The sequence below is a fragment of the Aestuariibacter sp. A3R04 genome, from assembly GCF_018860805.1.
Lineage (GTDB): Bacteria > Pseudomonadota > Gammaproteobacteria > Enterobacterales > Alteromonadaceae > Alteromonas.
Genome location: NZ_JAHKQR010000011.1, coordinates 1,099,644 through 1,122,532 on the forward strand (window position 1 = coordinate 1,099,644; position 22,889 = coordinate 1,122,532).

The following is a 22,889-nucleotide window of genomic DNA, read 5'->3' on the forward strand; positions in this document are numbered from 1 at the left end:
AGTGTTTACCTGCACACAATTACAAAAAAGCTTAAACGTCCAATAACAGACGTGTTGGGTCTTCCAACATTTCCTTCACGGTCACCAAGAAGCCAACTGATTCTTTGCCATCAACAATCCGATGGTCATAGGAGAGGGCTAGGTACATCATAGGAAGAATTTCTACTTTTCCATTTACCGCCATAGGCCGATCCTGGATTTTGTGCATGCCGAGAATAGCACTTTGTGGTGGGTTGATGATAGGCGTAGACATCAATGAACCAAACACACCACCGTTGGTGATAGTGAAGTTCCCACCCTGAAGTTCCGCCATGGACAATTTGCCATCACGCCCCTTGAGTGCGAGTTCTTTAATGCCTTTTTCGATACCTGCCATGCCCAGGTTATCCGTATCTTTAAGAACTGGAGTAACCAAACCACGAGGGGTAGATACTGCAATAGAGATGTCGAAATAGTTGTGATAACAAATGTCATCACCATCAATAGAAGCGTTCACTTCTGGGAAGCGTTTCAATGCTTCAGTAACGGCCTTCACGTAAAAAGACATGAAGCCAAGACGAATACCGTGACGTTTTTCAAAACTGTCCTGATATTGCTTGCGCAGATCCATGATTGGCTTCATGTTAACTTCGTTAAACGTGGTCAACATGGCGGTTGAATTTTTAGCTTCAAGCAGGCGGTTTGCGATGGTTTTGCGCAGGCGTGTCATAGGAACGCGTTTTTCAGTACGCTCACCTGCAGGCAGGTTAGCGTCTGCCTGGGGCTTCGCAGCTGAAGCCGGCTTGGCGTCACTACCACTCTTGAGATATTGCTCAACGTCTTCTTTGGTTATGCGACCGTTTTTACCTGAACCTTTCACTTTAGATGCATCTACACCTTTTTCTGCCAGCAGGCGACGTACAGAAGGGCTAAGTGCATCGCTGTCATCGCTGTCTTCAGACACCGTGGCTGGCGCGGCAGATGCAGAGCTTGACGCGCCTTCGACGAATTTTGCAATGACTTCTTCTGCGGTGACAGTGGCACCTTCTTCAGCCAGGATTTCGGACAGAGAGCCATCTGCAGGAGCCACAACTTCAAGCACAACTTTATCTGTTTCGATATCGACAAGGTTTTGATCGCGACTTACCGCCTCACCCACAGCAACATGCCATGTAGCAATTGTTGCATCAGCAACAGATTCTGGTAATACCGGCACTTTTACTTCGCTGATTTTGCCAGACGCGGCGGCAGGAGCATCTGCTTTTGATTCAGCGGGTTTGTCCGCAGGTTTTCCCGCTGCTGGCGCGACATCGCCATCGTTCAATTTTGCAATAACCTGTTCACCCAGTACGGTGGCGCCTTCTTCATTTAGAATCTCACCGATTACACCATCTGCAGGTGCGACAACTTCAAGTACAACCTTGTCAGTTTCAATATCTACAAGGTTTTGATCGCGTTTTACAGTGTCACCGGCCTTAACATGCCAAGTTGCAATAGTGGCATCGGCAACTGATTCGGGCAGAACCGGAACTTTTATCTCAATGGTCATCTCTGTTCCTTTATTTAATCGTGAGTGCGTCTTCAACCAGTGCTTTCTGTTGCTGGTTGTGTACGGATAAATAGCCTACAGCAGGAGAAGCCGACGCTTCACGCCCCGCATATGATAATTTTGCGCCATCGGGAATGGCTTGCCAAAAGTGATGCTGACTGTTGTACCAAGCGCCTTGGTTTTGTGGCTCTTCCTGGCACCATACCCAATCCTTCACGTGGCTGTATTGCGCTACAATTTTGGCACATTCTTCCTGTGGGAAGGGATACAGTTGTTCGAGGCGGATAATAGCAACGTCATCCTGTTCATTCTTACGGCGTTGGTCGAGCAAGTCGTAGTATACCTTGCCGGAACACATCACTACACGCTTCACTTTAGCTGCATCTAAATCGTCGATTTCACCAATCACATTCTTAAACACACCTTCAGACAGATCTTCCAGCGAAGAAACCGCTAGCGGGTGACGCAGAAGTGATTTCGGTGACATCACGATCAAGGGTTTGCGCATGGGGCGAATCACCTGACGGCGAATCATGTTGAATACCTGTGCAGGTGTTGACGGTACGCACACTTGCCAGTTGTGGTCAGCACACATTTGCAAGAAGCGTTCAAGACGAGCTGAACTGTGCTCAGGGCCTTGACCTTCATATCCGTGCGGCAACAACACAGTAAGGCCACACAGGCGACCCCATTTTGCTTCACCAGAACTGAGGAACTGGTCGAATACTACCTGTGCTCCGTTGGCAAAATCACCAAACTGCGCTTCCCAAATTGTCAGACAACTTGGCTCCGCGGTAGCGAAGCCATATTCAAATGCCATCACAGCTTCTTCTGACAAAACGGAATCGTATATTTCTATTTCACCTTGTCCGTCACGAATATTTTGCAACGGCATAAAGGTATTGGCGTCAGTTTGGTTGTGCAATACCGCGTGACGGTGGAAAAAAGTACCACGACCAGAGTCCTGCCCAGTCATTCGAATATTGTGACCGCCGTCGACAATAGACGCATAGGCAAGGTTTTCAGCCATACCCCAATCCAGCGGTTTTTCACCGGCGGCCATGGCTTTGCGATCCTGATAGACCTTATTCACACGGGAGTGCAATTTGAACTCTTCCGGGTAGCTGCTTATTGCTTCACCCAGCGCCTTGAGCTTTTCAACCGAGATACTACCGTCGTAAGGCACATCCCAATCGTGGCCAATGTATGGAGTCCAGTCAACGGAGTGCTCAGTCATTGGACGCCATTCTTCCACCACACAAGCGCCGTGATCAAGAGCCGACCGATACTCTTCAAGCATCTTGTCAGCGTCGCGTTGTTCAATTGACCCTTCGGCAACTAATTGGTCTGCATAAATCTGACGCGGAACTGGGTGCTTTTTAATTTTTTGATACATCAAAGGCTGAGTTGCATTTGGTTCGTCAGATTCATTGTGACCATGACGGCGATAACACACCAGGTCAATCACAACATCTTTTTTAAACTTATTGCGATACTCAAGGGCAAGGTTGGTAACAAACAAGACGGCTTCCGGGTCATCGGAATTAACGTGGAAGATAGGTGCCTGAACCATCTTCGCAATATCAGTACAGTATTGCGTAGAACGGGTATCTTCAGTTTTGGAGGTCGTAAAACCAACCTGGTTGTTAATCACAATACGCACCGTACCACCCACAGCGAAACCACGGGTTTGGGACATGTTAAACGTTTCTTGAACTACACCCTGACCCGCAATGGCAGAATCGCCGTGAATAGTAATGGGTAACACTTTTCCAAAATCATCGTTACGGCGGTCAATACGCGCGCGTACGGAGCCCATGACTACTGGATTAACAATCTCAAGGTGGGAAGGGTTAAACGCAAGCGCCAAGTGAACATTGCCACCCGGAGTAGCAAAATCGGAAGAAAAGCCCGCGTGATATTTTACGTCACCGGATCCCAGTGAATTGTCGTGCTTACCGGAAAACTCATCAAACAGCACTGACGGATTTTTTCCCAAAACATTAACAAGCACATTAAGACGACCACGGTGTGCCATACCAATAACAACTTCTTTGGTGCCTGCAGTACCCGCTTCGGTGATTAAACCTTTTAGCATTGGAATTAGTGCGTCACCACCTTCAAGAGAAAATCGCTTTGCACCCGGGAACTTGGCGCCCAGGTATTTCTCCATGCCATCAGCAGCAGTAAGGCCTTTGAGAATGGCAATTTTCTGCTCTTTCGAGATCTGAGGCCGTGCTTCTACGGATTCAATGCGCTGTTGCAGCCAGCGCTTTTGCTCCGTGTCAGTGATATGCATATATTCTGCACCCACTGAACCACAATATGTGCGATTTAGTGACTTGTAGAGCTCTCCCAGTGACATAGTATCTTTACCGATGGCATATGAGCCCACGTTAAAGTTCACATCGAGGTCAGCATCAGTCAAGCTGTGGTGTGAAAGATCCAAATCCCGTGCCTTTGGCTGCTTCCACAAGCCAAGAGGATCAAGATTGGCATTCTGGTGGCCACGGAAACGGTAAGCATTAATGAGTTGCAATACCTTTACCTGGCGCTCATCAGACGGCGAACCGCCCTCTTTTGATACACCTGACGCCATCCTTGCAGTTGGACCAAGAGCCGCTAACTGCCTGAATTGGTTCTTAATTGACGTATGGTTTGTTTCCAATTCAACGCCATCGACCTTCGGTAGGGTGTCGAAGACCTGTCGCCAAGAATCAGAAACGCTTTGTGGATCGTCGATGTACATTTCGTACAGCTCTTCCACATAGGCAGCGTTGGCGCCCGCCATATGCGAGGAATCCCACCACGCTTTCATCACGCTTTCTTGCATTATTGTGCCTTGCTACGTTTAGGAAAAACTTTTAAATACGGAGTTATATTATGGCGGTTATTTTCATAAGAACCAACCGTTTATGCCGTATATATAAAAAAATAGCCACCCCTAACGGATGGCCATTCAGTGAAATACAATCTATGCCTCTTAAAAAGAGTCAGAAATTTGTACTAAACAGCCCGTTGTAAAAGCATAGACTTAATCTGTCCAATCGCTTTTGTTGGGTTTAGTCCCTTAGGACAAACACTGACACAGTTCATGATACCGTGGCAGCGGAAGACGCTGAATGCATCATCAAGGTCGTTAAGTCGCTCTTCGGTTGCTGTATCACGGCTATCGATAAGAAAGCGATAGGCGTGTAACAGACCCGCAGGTCCAATGAACTTATCAGGATTCCACCAGAACGATGGACAAGACGTTGAACAACACGCGCACAATATACATTCGTAAAGACCATCCAACTTGGCGCGATCTTCTGGTGACTGCAAGTGTTCACGAGCTGGCGGTTGCTTACTGTCATTGATGAGAAACGGCTTGATTTTTTCATACTGGTTGTAGAACTGCGTCATGTCTACGACTAGATCGCGCACTACCGGTAAACCGGGCAGCGGTCTAATAACAATTTTACCTTTGCCCAGTGCAGACAGCGGCGTAATACACGCCAAACCGTTTTTGCCGTTCATGTTCATACCGTCAGAGCCACATACCCCTTCCCGGCAAGAACGACGGAAAGACAAGGTCGGGTCCTGCTCTTTCAACTGGAGCAATGCATCCAGCACCATCATATCCCGCCCTTCTTCTACTTCCAGCGTATAGTCTTGCATTTTAGGCGCGTCATCAACCTCGGGGTTGTAACGATATACTGAAAAATTTAATTGCATGATACTTGCCTCTCTTAATACGAACGCACTTTAGGCGGGAATGCTTCCCGTAACTTCGGCGCCATATTGACGTCGCGTTTCAACATACTTTCTGTGGCCGGATTGTAGATACTGTGACATAACCAGTTCTCATCATCGCGATCAGGGAAGTCGAAACGACTGTGCGCACCACGGCTTTCAGTACGGAAATTCGCAGCCACTGCTGTACTGAAAGCGGTCTCCATAAGGTTGTCCAGCTCCAAGCACTCAATGCGTTGGGTGTTGAAGTCAGCACTCTTGTCATCGAGGCGAGCATGTTTGAGACGCTCTCTGATTTCTTTAAGTTGCTCAAGGCCTTCAGCCATAGCATCGCCTTCACGGAATACCGAGAAGTTAAGCTGCATGCATTCTTGCAAATCTTTCTTAATTTGAACCGGGTCTTCACCCTTGCCTTTCTCTGAACTCTCCCAGCGATTAAAGCGCGACATTGCTGCATCGAGGTCTGATTCAGACGCGTCTCTTGTCGGCGCAACCTCAGACAGTTTTTCGCCGAGATGAAGCCCTGTAGCACGACCAAATACCACCAGGTCAAGCAATGAGTTACCGCCAAGACGATTCGCGCCGTGCACAGATACGCAGGCGATTTCACCGCAGGCGAATAATCCGTTAACCACTTTGTCATTACCGTTTTCATCAACGGTTAGACACTGACCATCCACATTCGTAGGAATACCGCCCATCATGTAATGGCAAGTCGGAATAACCGGAATCGGTTCTTTGACCGGATCAACGTGAGCAAATGTACGGGAAAGCTCCAGAATACCAGGTAAACGAGATTCTAGTACTTCTTTACCTAAGTGATCGAGCTTCAACTTAATGTGTGTACCCCAGGGGCCTTCACATCCTCTGCCTTCGCGAATCTCCGTCATCATCGAACGGGCGACGACATCACGACCGGCTAAATCTTTAGCATTGGGGGCGTACCGTTCCATAAAACGTTCACCGTCTTTGTTCAGGAGGTAACCCCCTTCACCACGACAGCCTTCTGTGACCAACGTACCCGCTCCTGCGATACCCGTTGGGTGGAACTGCCACATTTCCATATCTTGAACCGCCACACCTGCTCGCAGTGCCATGCCAACACCGTCACCAGTGTTGATGTGTGCATTGGTGGTAGAAGCAAAAATACGTCCTGCTCCACCCGTCGCCAAAACCACAGCACGGGATTTGAAATAAACTACTTCACCAGTTTCGATATCAATGGCTGTACAACCCACAACATCGCCATCCTGGTTTTTCACTAAATCCAGTGCGTACCACTCTGAGAACACTTTGGTTTTATTTTTTACATTTTGCTGATAGAGCAGGTGCAACAACGCGTGACCCGTTCGGTCTGCAGCTGCAGCTGTGCGTGCCCCCTGCTCTCCACCGAAGTTTCTGGACTGTCCACCAAATGGACGTTGGTAAATTTTACCGTTCTCAAACCGAGAAAAAGGCAACCCCATGTTTTCCATTTCAATGATGGCTTCAGGGCCGGTTTTACACATATATTCGATAGCATCCTGATCGCCAATGTAATCAGAACCCTTCACAGTGTCATACATATGCCATTCCCAGTTATCTTCATGGGAATTGCCCAGTGCCACAGTAATACCGCCCTGTGCTGACACAGTATGAGAGCGTGTAGGAAATACTTTGGATAACAGCGCGCAGGACTTGCCCGACTGAGATATTTGTAGTGCAGCACGCATACCTGCACCGCCGGCGCCAATAACTACAGCGTCAAATTCATGTACTGGTAGACTCATATCAAATACTCCACAAAACAAACAGACCAACGGCAACGTAAACGAACGCAGTTATGTTCAGCACAAACTGAATAACTGAACGCAGACCCGCTGATTTAACGTAGTCTGTCAGTACTTGCCATAATCCCACACGCACATGAAACATGATGGATACCAAAGTAGCAAAGGTGAAAACTTTCATGCCAAGACCAGCAAACAACCCGCGCCATACGACAAATGTAAGCTCATCAGTTGTTATAAAAAACCATGCCATGAAAAAAGAAAATGCTGTGATTACAGCTGCTGTGGTGCGCAGCGTGACAAAGTCTTGTACGCCATTGCGTTTTATACTCGCTTGATTTGTTACCATAACGCGACTCCAATAACGATAGTCAGCACAACCCACAATGCGATGATAGCTTTTGCACTGTTATTGCCAGACTCAAGTTCTTCCCAATGACCCATGTCCATAATTACATGGCGAATGCCGCCTAGAATGTGATAAGTCAGTGCTGAAGCGGTGCCAAGGGCAACCAACTTTCCAATTACTCCATCCATGATTACCTGCACATCTGCGAAACCCTGAGCTGAAGAGACAGAAACTGCCCACGCCCATATCACGAAAAGAAGTGCAAAAAACATGGCGACGCCGGTTACGCGATGGAGAATTGAAGAAACAGCAGAAGGGGGAAATTTAATAGTTTGGAGGTCTAAATTTACTGGTCTTTGCTTTTTCACAATTAATGCCTGTTTGATCCGTAGGGATTAGAATTACTTGTTGTTTTTATGTCCTGACATAGTAATTCAGTTGTTTTACCTGTTAATAGCCTCATCCACTGAGTTGTTAACAATTTGTGAAGTAATTTAACGCCTAATTTACAAGAGTATCATCGAGTTTTATTAAGCGCACTGAGTATATCCAGCGCATTGTACAATTACAATTTTTTGTACTGTATTAAGACTTTAGTCGTATACCTTTTCAACATTGTTTCACATAGTAATACCCAGAATACAAAATGCGCCCGCGGCTTTGCTACACTGAACTGCGCAGAACACTACACACCACTGATATTACACCAACACCGCTTTTTTCGAAAGGCAGATGAAACGATTGTAATACGTGGTTTATATCCTGATTTAAGTACGATTTTCTAGTCTATAAATTTTATTAAAGTTAACTAACAATAGTTGTAATAGACTATTTGCGTTTTAAATATCACACTGGAGTAGTTGTAATAGGTATTGAATTATCTTTTTAATATGTTGGAATAAGAATTATACAATTTTGCAATTAAATTGACTTTTCACTGCATTTTAAAGTAAAACTACGCCACTTTTTTCTAACATCGAAGACGTTTCTACGTTGGGCATGTTGCCAAAGAAACATTCTGAGGAGAGCATTTATGGCAGATCAGAAGGCCATTCTGAAAGCCGGAGACAAAGAAATCGAACTACCGATTTTATCCGGAACCGAGGGTCAAGATGTAATTGATGTACGTTCATTAGGAGCTCACGGCTATTTTACTTTCGACCCAGGTTTTATGGCTACGGGTTCTTGTGAGTCAGCCATTACCTATATCGACGGCACAAAAGGTGTTTTGTTACATCGCGGTTACCCAATAGAAGAGCTTGCACGCGACGCCTCCTACCTAGAAGTTTGTTACATGCTTCTCAACGGTGAAGCACCTAACAAAGACGAATATAAAGAGTTTAGCGCGACTATTACTCGTCACACAATGGTTCACGAACAGATCAACATGTTCTTCCACGGTTTCCGCAACGATGCTCACCCAATGGCAATGTTGTGTGGTACTGTTGGTGCAATGTCATCCTTCTACCACAGCGATTTGGATGTTACTGATCCTGAAGCGCGTAAGCGCAGTGCACATCGCTTAATTGCGAAGATGCCTACACTGGTTGCTATGTGCTATAAATACAACGTTGGTCAACCGTTTGTATATCCCCGTAACGATTTGAGTTACGCGGGTAACTTCTTAAATATGATGTTCTCTGTTCCTGCAGAAAATTACAAAATCAGTCCGGCGGTTGAGCGGGCGATGGATCGTATCTTCACGTTGCACGCAGATCACGAACAAAACGCCTCTACGTCTACCGTAAGATTGGCTGGTTCTTCAGGGGCGAACCCCTATGCTTGCATAGCTGCAGGTGTCGCATCGCTATGGGGGCCTGCTCACGGCGGCGCTAATGAAGCGTGTCTTAACATGCTTGAAGAAATCGGCAGTGTCGATCGCATTCCCGAATTCATTGAGCGTGCTAAAGACAAAAGCGATCCATTCCGACTGATGGGTTTCGGTCACCGTGTTTACAAAAACTATGACCCACGAGCAACCGTTATGCGAGAAAGTTGCCACGAAGTACTTGCAGAGCTAAACGTTCAGGATCCATTACTTGATGTCGCAATGGAACTCGAAAAAATTGCTCTGAATGACCCCTACTTTGCAGAGAAGAAACTATTTCCAAACGTTGACTTCTACTCTGGCATCATTCTTAAGGCAATTGGTATTCCCACAAATATGTTTACCTGTATCTTTGCCTTATCCCGCACTGTGGGCTGGATTTCTCACTGGCATGAAATGATGAGTGATCCAAAACAGAAGATCGGCCGTCCACGTCAAATGTATACAGGGTATAATAAGAGAAAATTTTCACCACTCGAAAAATAACCTGAAACATCATAAAATAGCGCCTCAGGGCGCTATTTTTTTGGAGATCATCATGCCCTACTCTGTCGTTCTACTCGGTGTTTTCGGATTATTTCCGTTTTTCGCACTGCCTTTGCTGGCATCACTAGGTTTGCTTTCTATCGGAGAAAGTGCCCGCTATTTCATTCAATACTCTGCGGTCTTACTGTCATTTTTTGGTGGGATCTACTGGTGGGACGCTTTACAAAAAAACGCATTCGACAAACAGATTTACATTGCTATGTTACCCACAATAGTGGGCTGGCTTTGTCTGGTATTCTCTGGCGATTACAGAGTACTGGGCGTGCTATCTCTAAGCTACCTTGCCGTGTTGGTATACGACAAAAAAAGCCTGGTGCTATCCAAAGAAGCGATTGTCTCATACATCACGCTCAGGATGGGACTTACTACTATTGTCGTGTTGTGTCACGCTTGGCTAATATTTCTGTTGGATTAACCGCACTTTATTATGCAATAGAAAACCCCGTTTTATTGACGGGGTTTTGTTTAGCTCACATAACTTATTCACCGCTATTCGGCACGTATAATACTGAGTAACTCTTCAGTTTTAGCTTCCATCAACGCGATATCGCCTCTCGACTCCACATTGAGGCGAATAACTGGTTCTGTATTCGATTTTCTAAGATTAAATCGCCAGTTATCAAATTCATAGCCAATACCGTCGGTATCGTCTATTACCTTTGCCTGAGACTCATAGTTCGCCTGAATTCTCGCCAGAGCCGCGTCAGCATCTTTCAACAGGCTGTTTATTTCCCCTGAAGAAGGAAACGCCTGAATGCGGGCATGTACCATTTCTGCCAGAGACTTCCCTTGAACACAAAGCAGTTCTGCGACCAATAACCAAGGGATCATCCCAGAATCACAATAAGCAAAATCACGGAAATAATGATGAGCACTCATTTCACCACCGTAAACAGCGTCTTCTTTTCGCATACGCTCTTTAATAAATGCATGACCCGTTTTGCTCTTTACTGGAATGCCATCCGCCCGAGCAACAATATCTTCTGTATTCCAGTACACACGTGGATCGTAGATAATCTTAGCTTTTGCTTCTTTCTCAATAAAAGCCTGCGCCAGCAGACCAACAATGTAGTACCCTTCAATGAACTCACCATTAGCGTCAAACAAGAAGCAACGGTCGAAATCCCCATCCCACGCAATACCGAAATCAGCGCCATTTTCTACCACTGCATTAGCTGTATCGGCGCGATTTTCGGGCAACAACGGGTTCGGTATGCCATTGGGAAAAGTGCCATCCGGATGATGGTTTATCTTAACGAATTCCACCGGCACACCGCGCTCGACAAACAGTTTCTCGATAGCATCAAGGACTTTCCCGGCTGCGCCATTTCCGGCATTTACCACCAGCTTCATGGGCTTTAGCTTTGCCAGATCAATGTATGAAACAATGTGTTCGACATAGTCGGCAAGACAATCTTTTTTAACATACCGTTCAGACGCTTTCAAAACCAATTCAGACACATGTGCGTGTCCGTTGAAAAACGCCTCATCTTCAATACTTGCACCTTCACAATAAAACGCCAGACGAGCCGAAACTTCATTTTCAGGCAAAGCTTCTGCAGCGACTTTTATTGCATTTAATCCTGTATCACCACTTATGGGTACTGAGCCCGCTTTTACCAGCTTCATGCCATTGTAGTTGATCGGGTTGTGACTGGCTGTTACCTCTATCCCACCATCTACGCCCAAGTGCTTGGTAGCAAAATAAATTTCTTCGGTGCCGGTCATACCCAAATCTATGACCTTAGCTCCACCGTCAATTAACCCCGCACTCAACGCCAGTTTTAAAGGGGCAGATGTTAAACGAACATCACCACCCACTACCACTGTTTTTGCCGCAAGTTCTTGGGCAAACGCTCGCCCAATACGATAGGCCACAGATTCAGATAACTGGCTGTTCAATTCACCGCGAATGTCATACGCTTTAAAACAAGTAATCGGTTGTGTCATATTATTTATCTGCGCTCTTAGTTCTTCCGTAGCGATCTGAAAAACGGACAATGTCGTCTTCACCTAAATACGTACCTGATTGCACTTCAATGAGTTCAAGGGGAATTTTTCCCGGATTCTCCAGTGAGTGAACTTGGCCGATTGGTATGTAAGTTGATTCGTTTTCAGTAACCAGTAACGTGTCTGTTCCAATGGTCACTTTAGCCGTACCTGCAACCACAACCCAGTGCTCTGCGCGATGGTGGTGCATTTGAACCGACAACTGCTCACCAGGTTTTACTTTTATGCGCTTAACCTGAAAACGATGACCCGAATCAATCGCATCGTAGCTGCCCCAAGGGCGGAAAACTTCTCGATGGTATTCAAACTCTGGACGTTTTTCAGCTTTAAGCCGGTTTACGACATTTTTGATATCTTGCACTTTGTCTTTGTGAGCAACCATAATTGCATCTTTGGTTTCCACCACAACAACATTGTCTAAACCGATCACCGATATCAATCGCTCTTCGGCATTGACATAACTGTTGTTAACACCTTCCAGAATAGCATCGCCAATGATCACATTGCCACGTGTATCTTTCTCTGCTGTTTCCCAAAGAGATGACCAGCTTCCAACATCTGACCAACCGGCGTCAAGAGGCACCATTGCGGCATTCTGAGTCTTTTCCATTACCGCGTAGTCAATGGAATCATTCGGGCAAGTCGCAAATATGTCAGCATCAACACGAATAAAATCCAAATCATTAGATTCCGTTTCAATTGCACTACGGCACACTGACAAAATCTCTGGATTGAATTTTTCCAACTCTTCAAGATAACGACTCGCTCTAAACATGAACATACCGCTATTCCAGAAATATTTTCCTGAAGCAACATACCCTTCCGCGGTGGTGTAATCGGGCTTTTCTACAAACTCCGCGACGTCAAAACCGTCTCCTTTGGTTTCTCCCGCCTTAATATATCCGTACCCGGTGTGCGGTTGGTCAGGAACAATCCCGAAGGTCACCAATGCACCGGATCTAGCCAGTACCTCAGCCTTCTCAATTGCTTGATGGAACGAGACTGTATCCTTGATGAGGTGGTCTGCAGCCAGAACCAGTAAGACGGGATCTTCGCCATTTTTTGTCGCATGCAATGCAGCCAAAGCAATCGCCGGAGCTGTGTTCCGCCCTACAGGCTCAAGTAAAATACCGTCGTGATTAATATGTTGTACACGCAATTGCTCTGCCACCAAGAAACGGTGTGCATCGTTACAGATGAATATGGGCCCTTCTGAATCAGTCCCTTTTAGCCGGGCCACAGTTTCCTGCAACATGGTTTGCTCAGAAGTGAGAGCGAGAAACTGTTTTGGAAGTGCAGCTCTGGACTTTGGCCACAGCCGACTTCCAGAACCACCTGCTAAAATAACTGGTTTCATTTACATTCCTGTTTGTGTGGTGACGTTTATTTATCCCTACTTCTTTCAATAGTATAAAAGCCGGGTTACAGGTTCAATCGCAAAAGTGATAAATAAAGCAATTGAGCACTGTTTTCATCAAAATAAAACAAAGAAGTAAAGCGCGTGTGAAAATGAAACCCAAGCAACACCTGTTTTCTTTTGTGAGGACTGTCTTAATCCTGCGCTGAATCCACGGGAACAAGTTGCGTTGGGTTTATCATGGCAATATTAGTCTGCCAGTCACCATACCAATACCCATATTCGTGTGTCCTCCTTCATGGTCAAAACAGCTTTCCGCAGTGACAAAGAAATGTACATTAACGTGTATCAGTTTGATGATTAAAAGAAAGATATGTGAATAAAATCGTCTGCCCTGCACTACAAGTCTGTATCGAATGGGGTAGAATAAACGATTTCTAGCCATAGCCCCAGAGTATATGAGGTAAACGACAGAGCATGACGAATAAAAAGCAACGTTTTGGGGGAATTGAACGCCTTTACGGCGAAGCCGGTTTAGCGGTTCTTGCCAACAGTCACGTTTGCGTAATCGGTGTCGGCGGCGTGGGCTCCTGGAGCGCAGAAGCACTTGCTCGCTCGGGAGTAGGTAACATTACGCTTATTGATTTGGATGATGTGTGTACCACCAATATCAACCGACAAATTCACGCCTTAGACAACACTGTAGGCAAACCAAAAGTAGCAGTACTGGCAGAACGCATCAACTTGATCAATCCCGAGTGTAAAGTCAATGCTATTGAAGATTTTATTACTTCAGACAATGTGCGGGATCTACTTACCACTGACATGCACAGCGTCATTGAAGCAACTGACAGTGTAAAGGCAAAAGCAGCGATTATTGCCCATTGTAAACGCAATAAAATACACGTAATTACGTTGGGTGGTGCAGGCGGACAAATTGATCCAACATGTATCAAAAAAGGCGATCTAGCCAAAACGATTCAAGATCCTCTGGCGGCAAAAGTACGCAGTGATTTACGACGATTTTACGGATTTAGTAAGAATCCCAAACGCCGCTTTGGTGTGGAATGTGTGTATTCAACAGAACAACTTCGCTACCCTCAGCCCAATGGCAGCGTAAGCTTTAATAAATCGGCCCTTGAAGGCGGTACACGGCTTGACTGTGCAGGCGGCTTTGGGGCAGTCGTTACCGTAACCGCAACCTTTGGCATGTATGCCGCTGCGGGTGTTATCAATCGTATCACGTCGAGACCCACTTAAATAGCGGACCCACATAGACACGGCGATGAATAACGCGCACAATACCCCGAAAAGGAGAAATGCATGCAACAATCTGAATTGGCTACACTGATGACAGAATGTGCGGCCGACGCTATCAAGACTGCACAGGAAGAGTTCAATATTGAGTTAAATGGAGAAGCCAACAGCGTTCCATTAATCGACGATATACTTCTGTCGTTTTTGGATAAGTACCACGACAGTGCGTTGGAAGATTCTGCCGTATTTACGATCTGTAATGTTTACGGTGCATACATTGGCGAGTGTTATCGCAATATTGCTGGAGGCCAGTGGCGATATGATGAATCTAACCCAGATGCACCTTTCGTGGTCCTGGATGTGGGCGAGCGTTCATATGCGTTTGCGGGGATCTGCTATGAAAGGCTGGTTAATGACAGCAATATCAGCGTTGCCGAATATTTTAATCAGGCTTTGAAGCAACGTCAGCAGTAGCAACTCCATCACTGGCGTCGGTAGGTCGCCGCCAGTCATTGAGCATGAGACGCAAATGGCGACTGTTGAAAATGCATACGATGGTCAAGAGATTGAGCAACAGAAAGCACCCCGGTGTGAAATGAAACGCCCAATCGTCGTGTTCTAGCGCCACAATCTGAATTATTGCGCTAAGCGCTATGCCTGTCAGAATACACCCACAACACAAAAATCGCCAGCTATACCAATGACGCTTCCAAAACCGCTCTCTGTTTGAGAGCATTAACACTGCTAACAGCAAGGGAATGGTCGCGACCAGACGCAACCCAAATTGACTTTTATCCGGATACAATATACCCAGCAATTGAGAGGTTTGCCCCATGCTCGCCAAAGAAAAAATCAGGATAATCCAATCACTACACAACAACACCAATAATACCAATAGCCACCTTGGCGGTTTTATTCGGCCTGCCTCATCATAGCAATGAAGGGGGAGTAGCAATTTGACCATTACAACGTCAAAGCAAAATGATGGCTCGATATAAAGAACCCATTTCTTAAGTAGAAGCGGTGCGCGTCAAACCGCTGCACACCAGAATCCAGATGTACCGACTGACACCCCCTTTCTTTTGCCAAATCTATCACCGTATCCAGCAGCAACTTTCCCGCTCCCTGCCCCTGATAATGCGAAACAGTCACTAAATCATCAATGTAAATATGTTTCCCCCAAGCCAGCTTTTCCCCGGTAGTAAATCCGCAAACAGCCACCGCCTGACCATCATCCAGCGCAGCAATCATTTCGTACCCGGAAGCCATCTGACGACGAATTTGTGCAGCCAGCGAAACTCCGGACATCTCTGTTCGTAATTCTGCGATGACTGGTAAAATAGATTCCACTGGCAACCCCGTGTCGCCTACTATATACAAATTCATATTCTGTCCCTTATTATTTCCAAGTATGCGTTCTTGACGGCGCCTACTATTGCATTCACGCAGTAATAATTTCAACCCATATTGTGGCAGACGACCAATGCACCTGGTTAAAGCAAGCAAAAAACCGGAACTTACTGCTGCGCTGTGCGTGGAGTTACTGTATAATCCGCGTCCATTTTTTTAAACAGATAATCGGCCTATTGCTATGACGGTAAAGACCTTTACTCCGAAACAGACGACAACACTGGAAACGCCGGTCAAAACTCTCAACGATAATCGTAACCATGCGCCTTCTACTGGAAACCGTATTGGCTTCGTCAGTTTAGGCTGCCCAAAAAACCTGGTTGACTCGGAACGTATTTTAACTCAATTGCGCACAGAAGGTTATGATGTTGTTCCTACTTATGACGATGCGGACTTGGTTATTGTAAATACCTGTGGATTTATTGACTCCGCCGTTGAGGAATCCCTCGACACCATTGGCGAAGCCCTAGCAGAAAACGGCAAAGTAATCGTGACGGGTTGCCTGGGTATTAAAGAAGACGATATACGTGAAGTACATCCCAACGTACTGGCAATCACCGGGCCTCATGCTTACGAAACCGTAGTGGAACAAGTTCACAACCACCTTCCAAAACCGGTATACAACCCTTTTGAGCATTTAGTGCCGGATCACGGGGTAAAATTAACTCCCCGCCACTACGCATATTTAAAAATATCCGAAGGCTGTAATCACCGTTGTACTTTCTGCATCATTCCCTCTATGCGTGGCGATTTGGTCAGTCGCCCGGTGGGCGAAATTCTGGATGAAGCAAAGCGACTGCAGGCGGCGGGCGTCAAGGAACTGTTAGTCATCTCTCAGGATACCAGTGCGTACGGTGTGGACATAAAACACCGGACAGGGTTCTGGAACGGGATGCCGGTAAAGGCACACATGCAGCAATTATGTGAGAAGCTGGGTGAAATGGATATGTGGGTGCGGTTACACTACGTCTATCCCTACCCCCATGTTGACAATCTCATACCGCTGATGAATGAAGGCAGACTATTGCCGTACCTCGATATTCCGTTCCAACATGCCAGCAAACGCATATTAAAACTGATGAAACGCCCAGGTAGTGCAGAACGAGTAATTGAGCGCGTGAAAGCATGGCGTAAAGCTTGCCCCGAACTCATTATTCGCTCTACTTTTATTGTTGGCTTTCCCGGAGAAACAGAAGACGAGTTTGAAGAGCTGCTGACGTTTATTCGCGAAGCACAACTTGATCGCGTTGGCTGTTTTGCTTACAGCCCTGTTGAAGGCGCAAAAGCAAACGACTTACCCGACCCCGTTCCTGAAGCGGTAAAACAAAACCGACTTACCCGATTTATGGCGGTACAAAGCGAAATTAGTGCTCAACGACTCAAAAATAGAATTGGCAAAGAGTATCTGGTTGTAATCGACAGTATCGACAGCGAAGGCGCGGTAGGCCGCACCTACGCAGATGCACCGGAAGTTGATGGCGTCGTTCACCTCAATGGTGTCTATGATGTTAAACCCGGCGATCGGGTTTGGGCTGAAATTATTCATGCAGACGAACATGATGTATGGGGTGTCGTTCACGCTGACGATGAACCAGAGGAAAACGAAACGACCTGACCGGGATAAAAAAGGCTACTGGTGCAACGACGCTTTAGCCTTTTTTTACTGTCGTGCGGGCTGTTCGGCCTGACGAAATAAGCTCACCGTATTACGGGTTTCCTTAGCCCCTGCTTTCGATGCCCCACCGATAAGCCAAATGGCATCATCCATAGTGACAACACCCAGCCCGTGACGTGGTACTGGCATCACAGATACATCCTGCCATCGCTCGCGGTTTATCTCATAGCGCCACACCTTGTAATACACGCCACCTCGAGCACTGTCAAAAAACTCGCCGCCAAACACGTAAATGTTATTGTGGTATACCACACACCCTATTCCCGCTTGTGCTTCGGGCATAGGTTTCGCCACTTGCCAGGTGTCGGTTTCCGGGTCAAACACCTCGTGCGCACCGGTATTGCCATTCTCCACATCCCGTCCGCCAATAACGTGCCATTTCCCCTTAACAACCACACTACAAGCACTGTTGCGGGGAGTTGGTAACGCTGCTGCACTTTTCCACACGCCGCCTTCTGCATCATAAACACCGTGCCAACCCGAGTCTAGATGATGCTGCCAGGCATAATTATCGGCATCAGTCGTTCTGCCGCCTGCCAGATGTACATTGCCGTTAATAACAGCAGAAATACTCTCTGACAATTTGACAGGCATGGAGCCTACTTTAGTCCAACGGTCGGCATTCTGATCGTAGGCGTACACGGTCGACGAATTATTCCACTGCCCGTCAATTGACCCCGTAAACCCACCAAATGCCCAAAGCGTTCCCTCTGCTGACACAAGCATAGCGTGATGCACTGGTACAGGAAAGTCAGAAAGCCGCTCCCATTCATCGCTTTGTGAAGTGAGCCGATATACCCGATCAGACACGGTAAACCCCTGGGCTGTTTCCCGTAAACCTCCAACCACGTATATAGCATCGCCGTAAACTGCTGGGTAAATCTCCTGGACTGGCTCCGGCAATGCCGGACCTGCACTCCAGTAATATGTTTTATCACCACTAAAAGTCGTACGCTCGGCATCACAACCTGTCACGAAGAAAATCGCCCACATGCACAGTAATAGCGATCTTACCACGGCAGGACTGATCCATTGGCATGGTAGAAACCCCCGGAAGTATCCGGGCCGAGTTTATCTAATTGTTTAATTATGCCTTCAGCGGCCTCGTCGGGTTCCACATCACCTGCGTTGTTTACCATTTCAGTTTTCACAAAACCGGGATGCAATAATGCAACAAAAATATTTCTATTTTTCAGGTCATTAGCGAGAGAAACACCAGCGGCGTTTAGGGCCGCCTTGGACATGCGATAGCCATAGTAACCGCCCGACGTATTATCTGTCATAGAGCCCATTCTGCTAGTTATCAATCCAATCTTTCCGCCTGTCTGCATGTTAGGCAATAATATCTGAGTGACGAGTAAAGGGCCTAGAGCATTCACGCGGAACTGATAATCAATGGTAGCTGGATCCCAATCCTGAATGCTTTCCTGGCCCAAGACACCTGCGTTGTTAATCAACCAGTCAATTCTTACTTCCGCCAAAGGCGCAAGGGCACTAGCAAGCGAGTCAGGGTTTGAAACATCCACACCGGTAATCACAGTTGCTGGCGTATCGTTCAATTCATCAGCACTATTGCGACACGCCACATACACATTGTCTCCTCGCTCACAAAGGCGTTTTACCAAAGCCAGTCCAATACCGCGATTTCCACCCGTAACTACAATATTCATCCATCGCCTCCGTTAAAAAAATAGCTGTTGACTATACATTTACGTGCATCGACGCTATTAGACGCGCTAAGTCATCGGGCGTATCGACGCCTGCAGGAGGTGGTGACGATGCAATATCGACGTGAATTTTGTCACCGTACCACAGAGCACGCAATTGCTCTAACGACTCTGTACGCTCTAATACCGTGGGAGCATAAGCAACGTATTGTGTAACATACCCCGCGTTGTACGCATATAGTCCAATATGTCGCAGGAACAAACTAGGATCAGCGTGTTCGGGATTTTTCATCATGGTTGCCCGTTCAAACGGCACTGGAGACCGGGAGAAATACAAGGCTTCTTTACGCGCATTTCTCACTACCTTGACAATATTCGGGTTTAGTACGTCATCGGACGAAGTAACCGGTGTTGCCAAAGTGGCAATAGCAACATCCTCTCTGGCTGCTAAATTTTGCGCCACTTGACGAATGTTGTTCGCCGGTACGAAGGGTTCATCGCCCTGCACATTTACCACTAATGTGTCGTCACTCAGTTCGCAACGTTGGATAACTTCAGACAATCGCTCTGTACCGGATTCGTGCTTATCACTGGTCATGACTACGCGGCTAAACGCAGTGGCCACTCTGGCGATGCGATCGTCATCGGTGGCGACAATAATATTGTCCGCACCGGCTTCCATAGCGCGTTCAACCGTGTGCTGGATCATGGGTTTACCCTGAATATCCGCTAAGGGTTTACCGGGAAAGCGTGACGAACCATACCTGGCTGGGATAATTACCGTGAATCTCATCGCTGCAACTCATCCATTTCATCTAAGGTAAGCTGTTTCGCATGGGCTTCAATTAACACAGGAATACCGGCTTCAACGGCAAAGCTCAAACGGTCGAACCGGCACAACAATTGTGATTTGTCTCTTGATACCGTCAGTTTTCCTTTACATACAGGACAAGCCAGTACGTCCAGTAATTTCACATCTAAACTCATTGTCATTCCTTATCAGGGGCGTCGCTGCACGCCGCGTCAATCAAATCGTAAAAGCGCTGAGGTAGCGCAGCAGAAACCGGCAGATACCAGCAATCTGAGTGAGCAAATGGCTTAACCTTTACGGCGTCTTTTTCCGTCATAACCACCATTCCGGAAGGAATGTCCTCCTCGGTAAAACGATGGTGATCATCAAAGCTATGGGTATTGCTCAGTGTCAAGCCCATACGGGTTAGTGCCTGAAAAAAACGTCGGGGGTGACCAATGCCGGCAATGGCAGTGACGGCTTTATTTATGCTTGAGACAGGCTGAGTTTCGCGGCAGTCCTGTACGTTGACCAATACATCCCCCGCTAGTGTCATCGGAAATTGTGGTGTCTTCAGTGGCGCACGAGTTAACGAGGTAAATGTAACATCACCATTGGTAACAATGCCATCCACCTTGTGCAGCCGCCAGCTTCCTTCCCGCAAAGGCCCCATGGGAAGTAAGTGCCCATTGCCCAGACCGCGACCATCCATAACCACCAGTTCGACATCCCGCCGCAATGCATAGTGTTGCAGCCCATCATCACAAACTATAATCTGACACCCGAGACAGTCAGCCAAATAACTCGCCCCACGTACCCGTTTTGGATCAATGACCACGGGCACAGCCGTGCGATTTGCAATGAGAAACGGTTCATCTCCCACTTCTGCTGCAGTGTCTTCACTGTTAACCTGGTGGGGAAAATGTTGCTGACTACCACCATAACCACGACTCAGAACACCTACCGCCAGCCCTTTTTGTTTTAAATAGTCGACAATAGCAATAACTACCGGTGTTTTACCGTTTCCGCCTACCGAAATATTGCCCACGACAATAACCACAGCCTCAGGTTTCGATGTCTTGAGTGCACCGCAGCGAAAGCCCCATCTTCGTCCAGCGCTGATGAGAGCAAACAACAACGCCAATGGCCATAGCAAAAAAGCGAGGAGATTGCGCTTATACCAAAGGTTGTGCAAACTCATGACTAAACCTGTTCAGGAAACTGAAGCGCATGAAGCTGTGCGTAATAGCCCTTCTTAGCAAGCAACGCATCATGACGCCCTTGTTCGAGAATACGCCCTTGATCCACAACGATAATTTGGTCTGCCTTTTCGATTGTTGACAGCCGATGAGCCACCACCAACGATGTACAAGAGGCCTGCAGATTTTCAAGGGCATCCTGAATGAGCTTTTCTGACTCGGTATCGAGTGCAGATGTCGCTTCATCGAGGATCAAAATAGGTGCCTTGGCGAGAATGGCCCTGGCGATAGCGATGCGTTGGCGCTGACCACCCGAGAGCATTAAGCCGTTTTCACCGATAACAGTATCCAGACCATTTTCCAACTGATCGACGAATTCCATCACGTGAGCCATCGACGCGGCCTCAATGATTTCATCACGCGATATTTTCGCGGTTACACCATAGGCTATGTTATTCGCAATGGTGTCATTAAACAGCGTGACGTGCTGAGAAACGGTGGCAAACTGTTTGCGCAACGCTCGAAGCTCAATCTCATTGATATTAATACCGTCCAACGTTACTTCACCCTGTTGAGGAAGGTAAAAACGGGTGAGCAATGACGAAATCGTTGACTTGCCACTGCCGGATTTACCTACTAATGCAATAGTCTCACCTGGCTTCGCCTCAAAAGATATATTGTGCAGAGCTGGCTTTTCCTTGCCCGGGTACGTAAAAGTAACATCATTAAAAGCAATATGCCCTGTAGCCCGTTGTATTTTGCGCGTACCGGTATTCACTTCAATTTCTTCGTCCAGCACTTCAAAAATACTGCTGCAGGCCGCCATGCCCCTTTGATATTCATTATTTACCGTGGTCAGTTGTTTAAGTGGTTTTAACAACATAACTAAATAAAACACCACACTAATGAATGTTCCCGCAGTAAGGTTTTCCATGACTGACGGTAAACTCGCCATAAACAGCACCACTGCTAGAGCGACTGACGCGATAACCTGAATAGATGACACACTGAGTATTTGCGTCACTGCCAGTTTCATGGTTTGTTGTCGGTTTAAGTTGTTTTTTTCTGCAAAGCGCGTCCGTTCAAAATCCTGACCGCCGAACATCAGAATGACTTTATGTCCCTTAACAGCTTGCTCCACCGCCGCAGTGACACTGCCCATAGACTGCTGAATGTTGCGACTGACTTTTCTAAAACGCTTACTTACAAAAGAGACAATAATTGCAACCAGGGGGCCAATAATGAGAAAAATCAGCGATAATTGCCACGACTGGTACAACATGACCACAAGCAGCCCAATCACAAACGCCCCTTCCCTGACCAGAGTAAGCAAGGCTTTACTGGCTGCTTTGGACACTTGCTCTGTGTCGTACGTCACTTTACTGATAAGTGCACCGACAGCTTGCTGATCGTGAAAGGTAACAGGTAAATGAATGTACTTGTCGAACAATTGCTGACGCATAGTCATTACCACTTGAGAACCAATCCAATTAAGTGAATAGGTCCCCATAAAATTAAATATACCTCGCAGAATAAACAGCGGAACAATGGCCAATGCAGCGACGCGCAGAAAATCGCTATTGCCGTTTCCCAGAGAGTCGTCAATCAGGGGCTTCAAATTGGAAATAACAAAGGTGTCTAAGGCTGAATAGCCAATCATTCCCAATATGGCGAAAAAAAAGACAAGCTTGTATTGCCGAAGGTAGCTAAAAAAACGGCGCTGGTTACTGGCCGATGGGTCAGACTGTTGCATGTATAAAAGTCACTTA

The 22,889-nt window shown here is 46.8% G+C and carries 21 protein-coding genes; 5 read left to right on the forward strand and 16 right to left on the reverse strand.

The genetic code is table 11. The annotated features are described in order from the left end of the window. Window positions 1-31 precede the first annotated feature (31 nt). The 6 genes from odhB to sdhC all read right to left on the reverse strand — a co-directional run bounded on the left by odhB (window position 32) and on the right by sdhC (window position 7,749). Window positions 32-1,528 carry a 2-oxoglutarate dehydrogenase complex dihydrolipoyllysine-residue succinyltransferase gene (gene odhB, locus KO518_RS14315; protein WP_216026477.1) on the reverse strand — a complete coding sequence of 499 codons (1,497 nt, stop codon included), beginning with the start codon at window positions 1,526-1,528 and terminating at the stop codon, window positions 32-34. 10 nt (window positions 1,529-1,538) lie between these two features. Beyond that, complete coding sequence (locus KO518_RS14320) at window positions 1,539-4,361, reverse strand: 2-oxoglutarate dehydrogenase E1 component (RefSeq protein WP_216026478.1); 2,823 nt, start codon at window positions 4,359-4,361, stop codon at window positions 1,539-1,541. A 173-nt stretch (window positions 4,362-4,534) separates the two neighbouring features. Further along, complete coding sequence (locus KO518_RS14325; RefSeq protein WP_216026479.1) at window positions 4,535-5,245, reverse strand: succinate dehydrogenase iron-sulfur subunit; 711 nt, start codon at window positions 5,243-5,245, stop codon at window positions 4,535-4,537. Between the two features lie 14 nt (window positions 5,246-5,259). Next, a complete protein-coding gene (gene sdhA / locus KO518_RS14330; RefSeq protein ID WP_216026480.1) occupies window positions 5,260-7,032 on the reverse strand; it encodes a succinate dehydrogenase flavoprotein subunit in 1,773 nt (590 codons plus the stop codon). Window position 7,033: 1 nt separating this feature from the next. Then, on the reverse strand, window positions 7,034-7,381 hold the full coding sequence (gene sdhD / locus KO518_RS14335) for a succinate dehydrogenase, hydrophobic membrane anchor protein (RefSeq protein ID WP_216026481.1): 348 nt from the start codon (window positions 7,379-7,381) through the stop codon (window positions 7,034-7,036). After that, window positions 7,375-7,749, reverse strand: a complete 375-nt coding sequence (gene sdhC / locus KO518_RS14340; RefSeq protein WP_216026482.1) for a succinate dehydrogenase, cytochrome b556 subunit — start codon at window positions 7,747-7,749, stop codon at window positions 7,375-7,377. Before sdhC ends, sdhD begins: the two co-directional genes overlap by 7 nt. Window positions 7,750-8,414: 665 nt before the next feature. On the opposite strand from sdhC, the gene KO518_RS14345 reads away from it, so the two are divergent. Continuing rightward, a complete protein-coding gene (locus KO518_RS14345; protein WP_216026483.1) occupies window positions 8,415-9,695 on the forward strand; it encodes a citrate synthase in 1,281 nt (426 codons plus the stop codon). A 52-nt stretch (window positions 9,696-9,747) separates the two neighbouring features. After that, window positions 9,748-10,170 (forward strand): DUF3429 domain-containing protein, encoded by a 423-nt coding sequence (locus KO518_RS14350; protein ID WP_216026484.1) that lies wholly within the window; start codon window positions 9,748-9,750, stop codon window positions 10,168-10,170. Window positions 10,171-10,244: 74 nt separating this feature from the next. Here the strand turns inward: KO518_RS14350 and KO518_RS14355 are convergent, their stop codons facing one another. Beyond that, on the reverse strand, window positions 10,245-11,705 hold the full coding sequence (locus KO518_RS14355; protein WP_216026485.1) for a phosphomannomutase CpsG: 1,461 nt from the start codon (window positions 11,703-11,705) through the stop codon (window positions 10,245-10,247). Between the two features lies 1 nt (window position 11,706). Then, complete coding sequence (locus tag KO518_RS14360) at window positions 11,707-13,122, reverse strand: mannose-1-phosphate guanylyltransferase/mannose-6-phosphate isomerase (RefSeq protein ID WP_216026486.1); 1,416 nt, start codon at window positions 13,120-13,122, stop codon at window positions 11,707-11,709. A 477-nt stretch (window positions 13,123-13,599) separates the two neighbouring features. Here KO518_RS14360 and tcdA point away from each other — a divergent pair, with 477 nt between their 5' ends. Together tcdA and KO518_RS14370 are read left to right on the forward strand one after the other, a co-directional pair. Then, window positions 13,600-14,382 (forward strand): tRNA cyclic N6-threonylcarbamoyladenosine(37) synthase TcdA, encoded by a 783-nt coding sequence (tcdA, locus tag KO518_RS14365; RefSeq protein WP_216026487.1) that lies wholly within the window; start codon window positions 13,600-13,602, stop codon window positions 14,380-14,382. Window positions 14,383-14,445: 63 nt separating this feature from the next. Beyond that, a complete protein-coding gene (locus KO518_RS14370; protein ID WP_216026488.1) occupies window positions 14,446-14,853 on the forward strand; it encodes a hypothetical protein in 408 nt (135 codons plus the stop codon). Here KO518_RS14370 and KO518_RS14375 read toward each other — a convergent pair. Further along, on the reverse strand, window positions 14,822-15,343 hold the full coding sequence (locus tag KO518_RS14375) for a DUF2919 family protein (RefSeq protein ID WP_216026489.1): 522 nt from the start codon (window positions 15,341-15,343) through the stop codon (window positions 14,822-14,824). The genes KO518_RS14370 and KO518_RS14375 overlap by 32 nt on opposite strands. Beyond that, window positions 15,343-15,765 carry a GNAT family N-acetyltransferase gene (locus tag KO518_RS14380; RefSeq protein ID WP_252736128.1) on the reverse strand — a complete coding sequence of 141 codons (423 nt, stop codon included), beginning with the start codon at window positions 15,763-15,765 and terminating at the stop codon, window positions 15,343-15,345. The genes KO518_RS14375 and KO518_RS14380 overlap by 1 nt, the downstream gene beginning before the upstream one ends. 205 nt (window positions 15,766-15,970) lie before the next feature. Between KO518_RS14380 and rimO the strand changes: the two genes are divergently transcribed. Then, window positions 15,971-17,404 (forward strand): 30S ribosomal protein S12 methylthiotransferase RimO, encoded by a 1,434-nt coding sequence (rimO, locus tag KO518_RS14385; RefSeq protein ID WP_216026490.1) that lies wholly within the window; start codon window positions 15,971-15,973, stop codon window positions 17,402-17,404. 45 nt (window positions 17,405-17,449) lie between these two features. Here the strand turns inward: rimO and KO518_RS14390 are convergent, their stop codons facing one another. Genes KO518_RS14390 through msbA form a run of 6 tightly spaced genes read right to left on the reverse strand, consistent with a single transcriptional unit; the run spans window position 17,450 to window position 22,873 of the window. Beyond that, complete coding sequence (locus tag KO518_RS14390) at window positions 17,450-18,439, reverse strand: kelch repeat-containing protein (protein WP_216026491.1); 990 nt, start codon at window positions 18,437-18,439, stop codon at window positions 17,450-17,452. Window positions 18,440-18,474: 35 nt separating this feature from the next. After that, entirely contained in the window at window positions 18,475-19,134 is a 660-nt protein-coding gene (locus KO518_RS14395; protein WP_216026492.1) for an SDR family oxidoreductase, read from the reverse strand. 31 nt (window positions 19,135-19,165) lie between these two features. Then, window positions 19,166-19,924 (reverse strand): 3-deoxy-manno-octulosonate cytidylyltransferase, encoded by a 759-nt coding sequence (kdsB, locus tag KO518_RS14400; protein WP_216026493.1) that lies wholly within the window; start codon window positions 19,922-19,924, stop codon window positions 19,166-19,168. Beyond that, window positions 19,921-20,118 carry a Trm112 family protein gene (locus KO518_RS14405; RefSeq protein WP_216026494.1) on the reverse strand — a complete coding sequence of 66 codons (198 nt, stop codon included), beginning with the start codon at window positions 20,116-20,118 and terminating at the stop codon, window positions 19,921-19,923. Before KO518_RS14405 ends, kdsB begins: the two co-directional genes overlap by 4 nt. A 2-nt stretch (window positions 20,119-20,120) precedes the next feature. Then, window positions 20,121-21,122 (reverse strand): tetraacyldisaccharide 4'-kinase, encoded by a 1,002-nt coding sequence (gene lpxK, locus KO518_RS14410; protein ID WP_216026495.1) that lies wholly within the window; start codon window positions 21,120-21,122, stop codon window positions 20,121-20,123. 2 nt (window positions 21,123-21,124) lie between these two features. After that, a complete protein-coding gene (msbA, locus tag KO518_RS14415; protein ID WP_216026496.1) occupies window positions 21,125-22,873 on the reverse strand; it encodes a lipid A export permease/ATP-binding protein MsbA in 1,749 nt (582 codons plus the stop codon). Between the last annotated feature and the right edge of the window lie 16 nt (window positions 22,874-22,889).

What these genes read in the sequence shown, in the direction of transcription:
- odhB (WP_216026477.1), bottom strand. Translation starts at nt 1,528, where the DNA reads ATGACCATTGAGATAAAAGTTCCGGTTCTGCCCGAATCAGTTGCCGAT.
- KO518_RS14320 (WP_216026478.1), bottom strand. Translation starts at nt 4,361, where the DNA reads ATGCAAGAAAGCGTGATGAAAGCGTGGTGGGATTCCTCGCATATGGCG.
- KO518_RS14325 (WP_216026479.1), bottom strand. Translation starts at nt 5,245, where the DNA reads ATGCAATTAAATTTTTCAGTATATCGTTACAACCCCGAGGTTGATGAC.
- sdhA (WP_216026480.1), bottom strand. Translation starts at nt 7,032, where the DNA reads ATGAGTCTACCAGTACATGAATTTGACGCTGTAGTTATTGGCGCCGGC.
- sdhD (WP_216026481.1), bottom strand. Translation starts at nt 7,381, where the DNA reads ATGGTAACAAATCAAGCGAGTATAAAACGCAATGGCGTACAAGACTTT.
- KO518_RS14345 (WP_216026483.1), top strand. Translation starts at nt 8,415, where the DNA reads ATGGCAGATCAGAAGGCCATTCTGAAAGCCGGAGACAAAGAAATCGAA.
- KO518_RS14350 (WP_216026484.1), top strand. Translation starts at nt 9,748, where the DNA reads ATGCCCTACTCTGTCGTTCTACTCGGTGTTTTCGGATTATTTCCGTTT.
- KO518_RS14355 (WP_216026485.1), bottom strand. Translation starts at nt 11,705, where the DNA reads ATGACACAACCGATTACTTGTTTTAAAGCGTATGACATTCGCGGTGAA.
- KO518_RS14360 (WP_216026486.1), bottom strand. Translation starts at nt 13,122, where the DNA reads ATGAAACCAGTTATTTTAGCAGGTGGTTCTGGAAGTCGGCTGTGGCCA.
- tcdA (WP_216026487.1), top strand. Translation starts at nt 13,600, where the DNA reads ATGACGAATAAAAAGCAACGTTTTGGGGGAATTGAACGCCTTTACGGC.
- KO518_RS14370 (WP_216026488.1), top strand. Translation starts at nt 14,446, where the DNA reads ATGCAACAATCTGAATTGGCTACACTGATGACAGAATGTGCGGCCGAC.
- KO518_RS14375 (WP_216026489.1), bottom strand. Translation starts at nt 15,343, where the DNA reads ATGGTCAAATTGCTACTCCCCCTTCATTGCTATGATGAGGCAGGCCGA.
- KO518_RS14380 (WP_252736128.1), bottom strand. Translation starts at nt 15,765, where the DNA reads ATGAATTTGTATATAGTAGGCGACACGGGGTTGCCAGTGGAATCTATT.
- rimO (WP_216026490.1), top strand. Translation starts at nt 15,971, where the DNA reads ATGACGGTAAAGACCTTTACTCCGAAACAGACGACAACACTGGAAACG.
- KO518_RS14395 (WP_216026492.1), bottom strand. Translation starts at nt 19,134, where the DNA reads ATGAATATTGTAGTTACGGGTGGAAATCGCGGTATTGGACTGGCTTTG.
- kdsB (WP_216026493.1), bottom strand. Translation starts at nt 19,924, where the DNA reads ATGAGATTCACGGTAATTATCCCAGCCAGGTATGGTTCGTCACGCTTT.
- KO518_RS14405 (WP_216026494.1), bottom strand. Translation starts at nt 20,118, where the DNA reads ATGAGTTTAGATGTGAAATTACTGGACGTACTGGCTTGTCCTGTATGT.
- lpxK (WP_216026495.1), bottom strand. Translation starts at nt 21,122, where the DNA reads ATGAGTTTGCACAACCTTTGGTATAAGCGCAATCTCCTCGCTTTTTTG.
- msbA (WP_216026496.1), bottom strand. Translation starts at nt 22,873, where the DNA reads ATGCAACAGTCTGACCCATCGGCCAGTAACCAGCGCCGTTTTTTTAGC.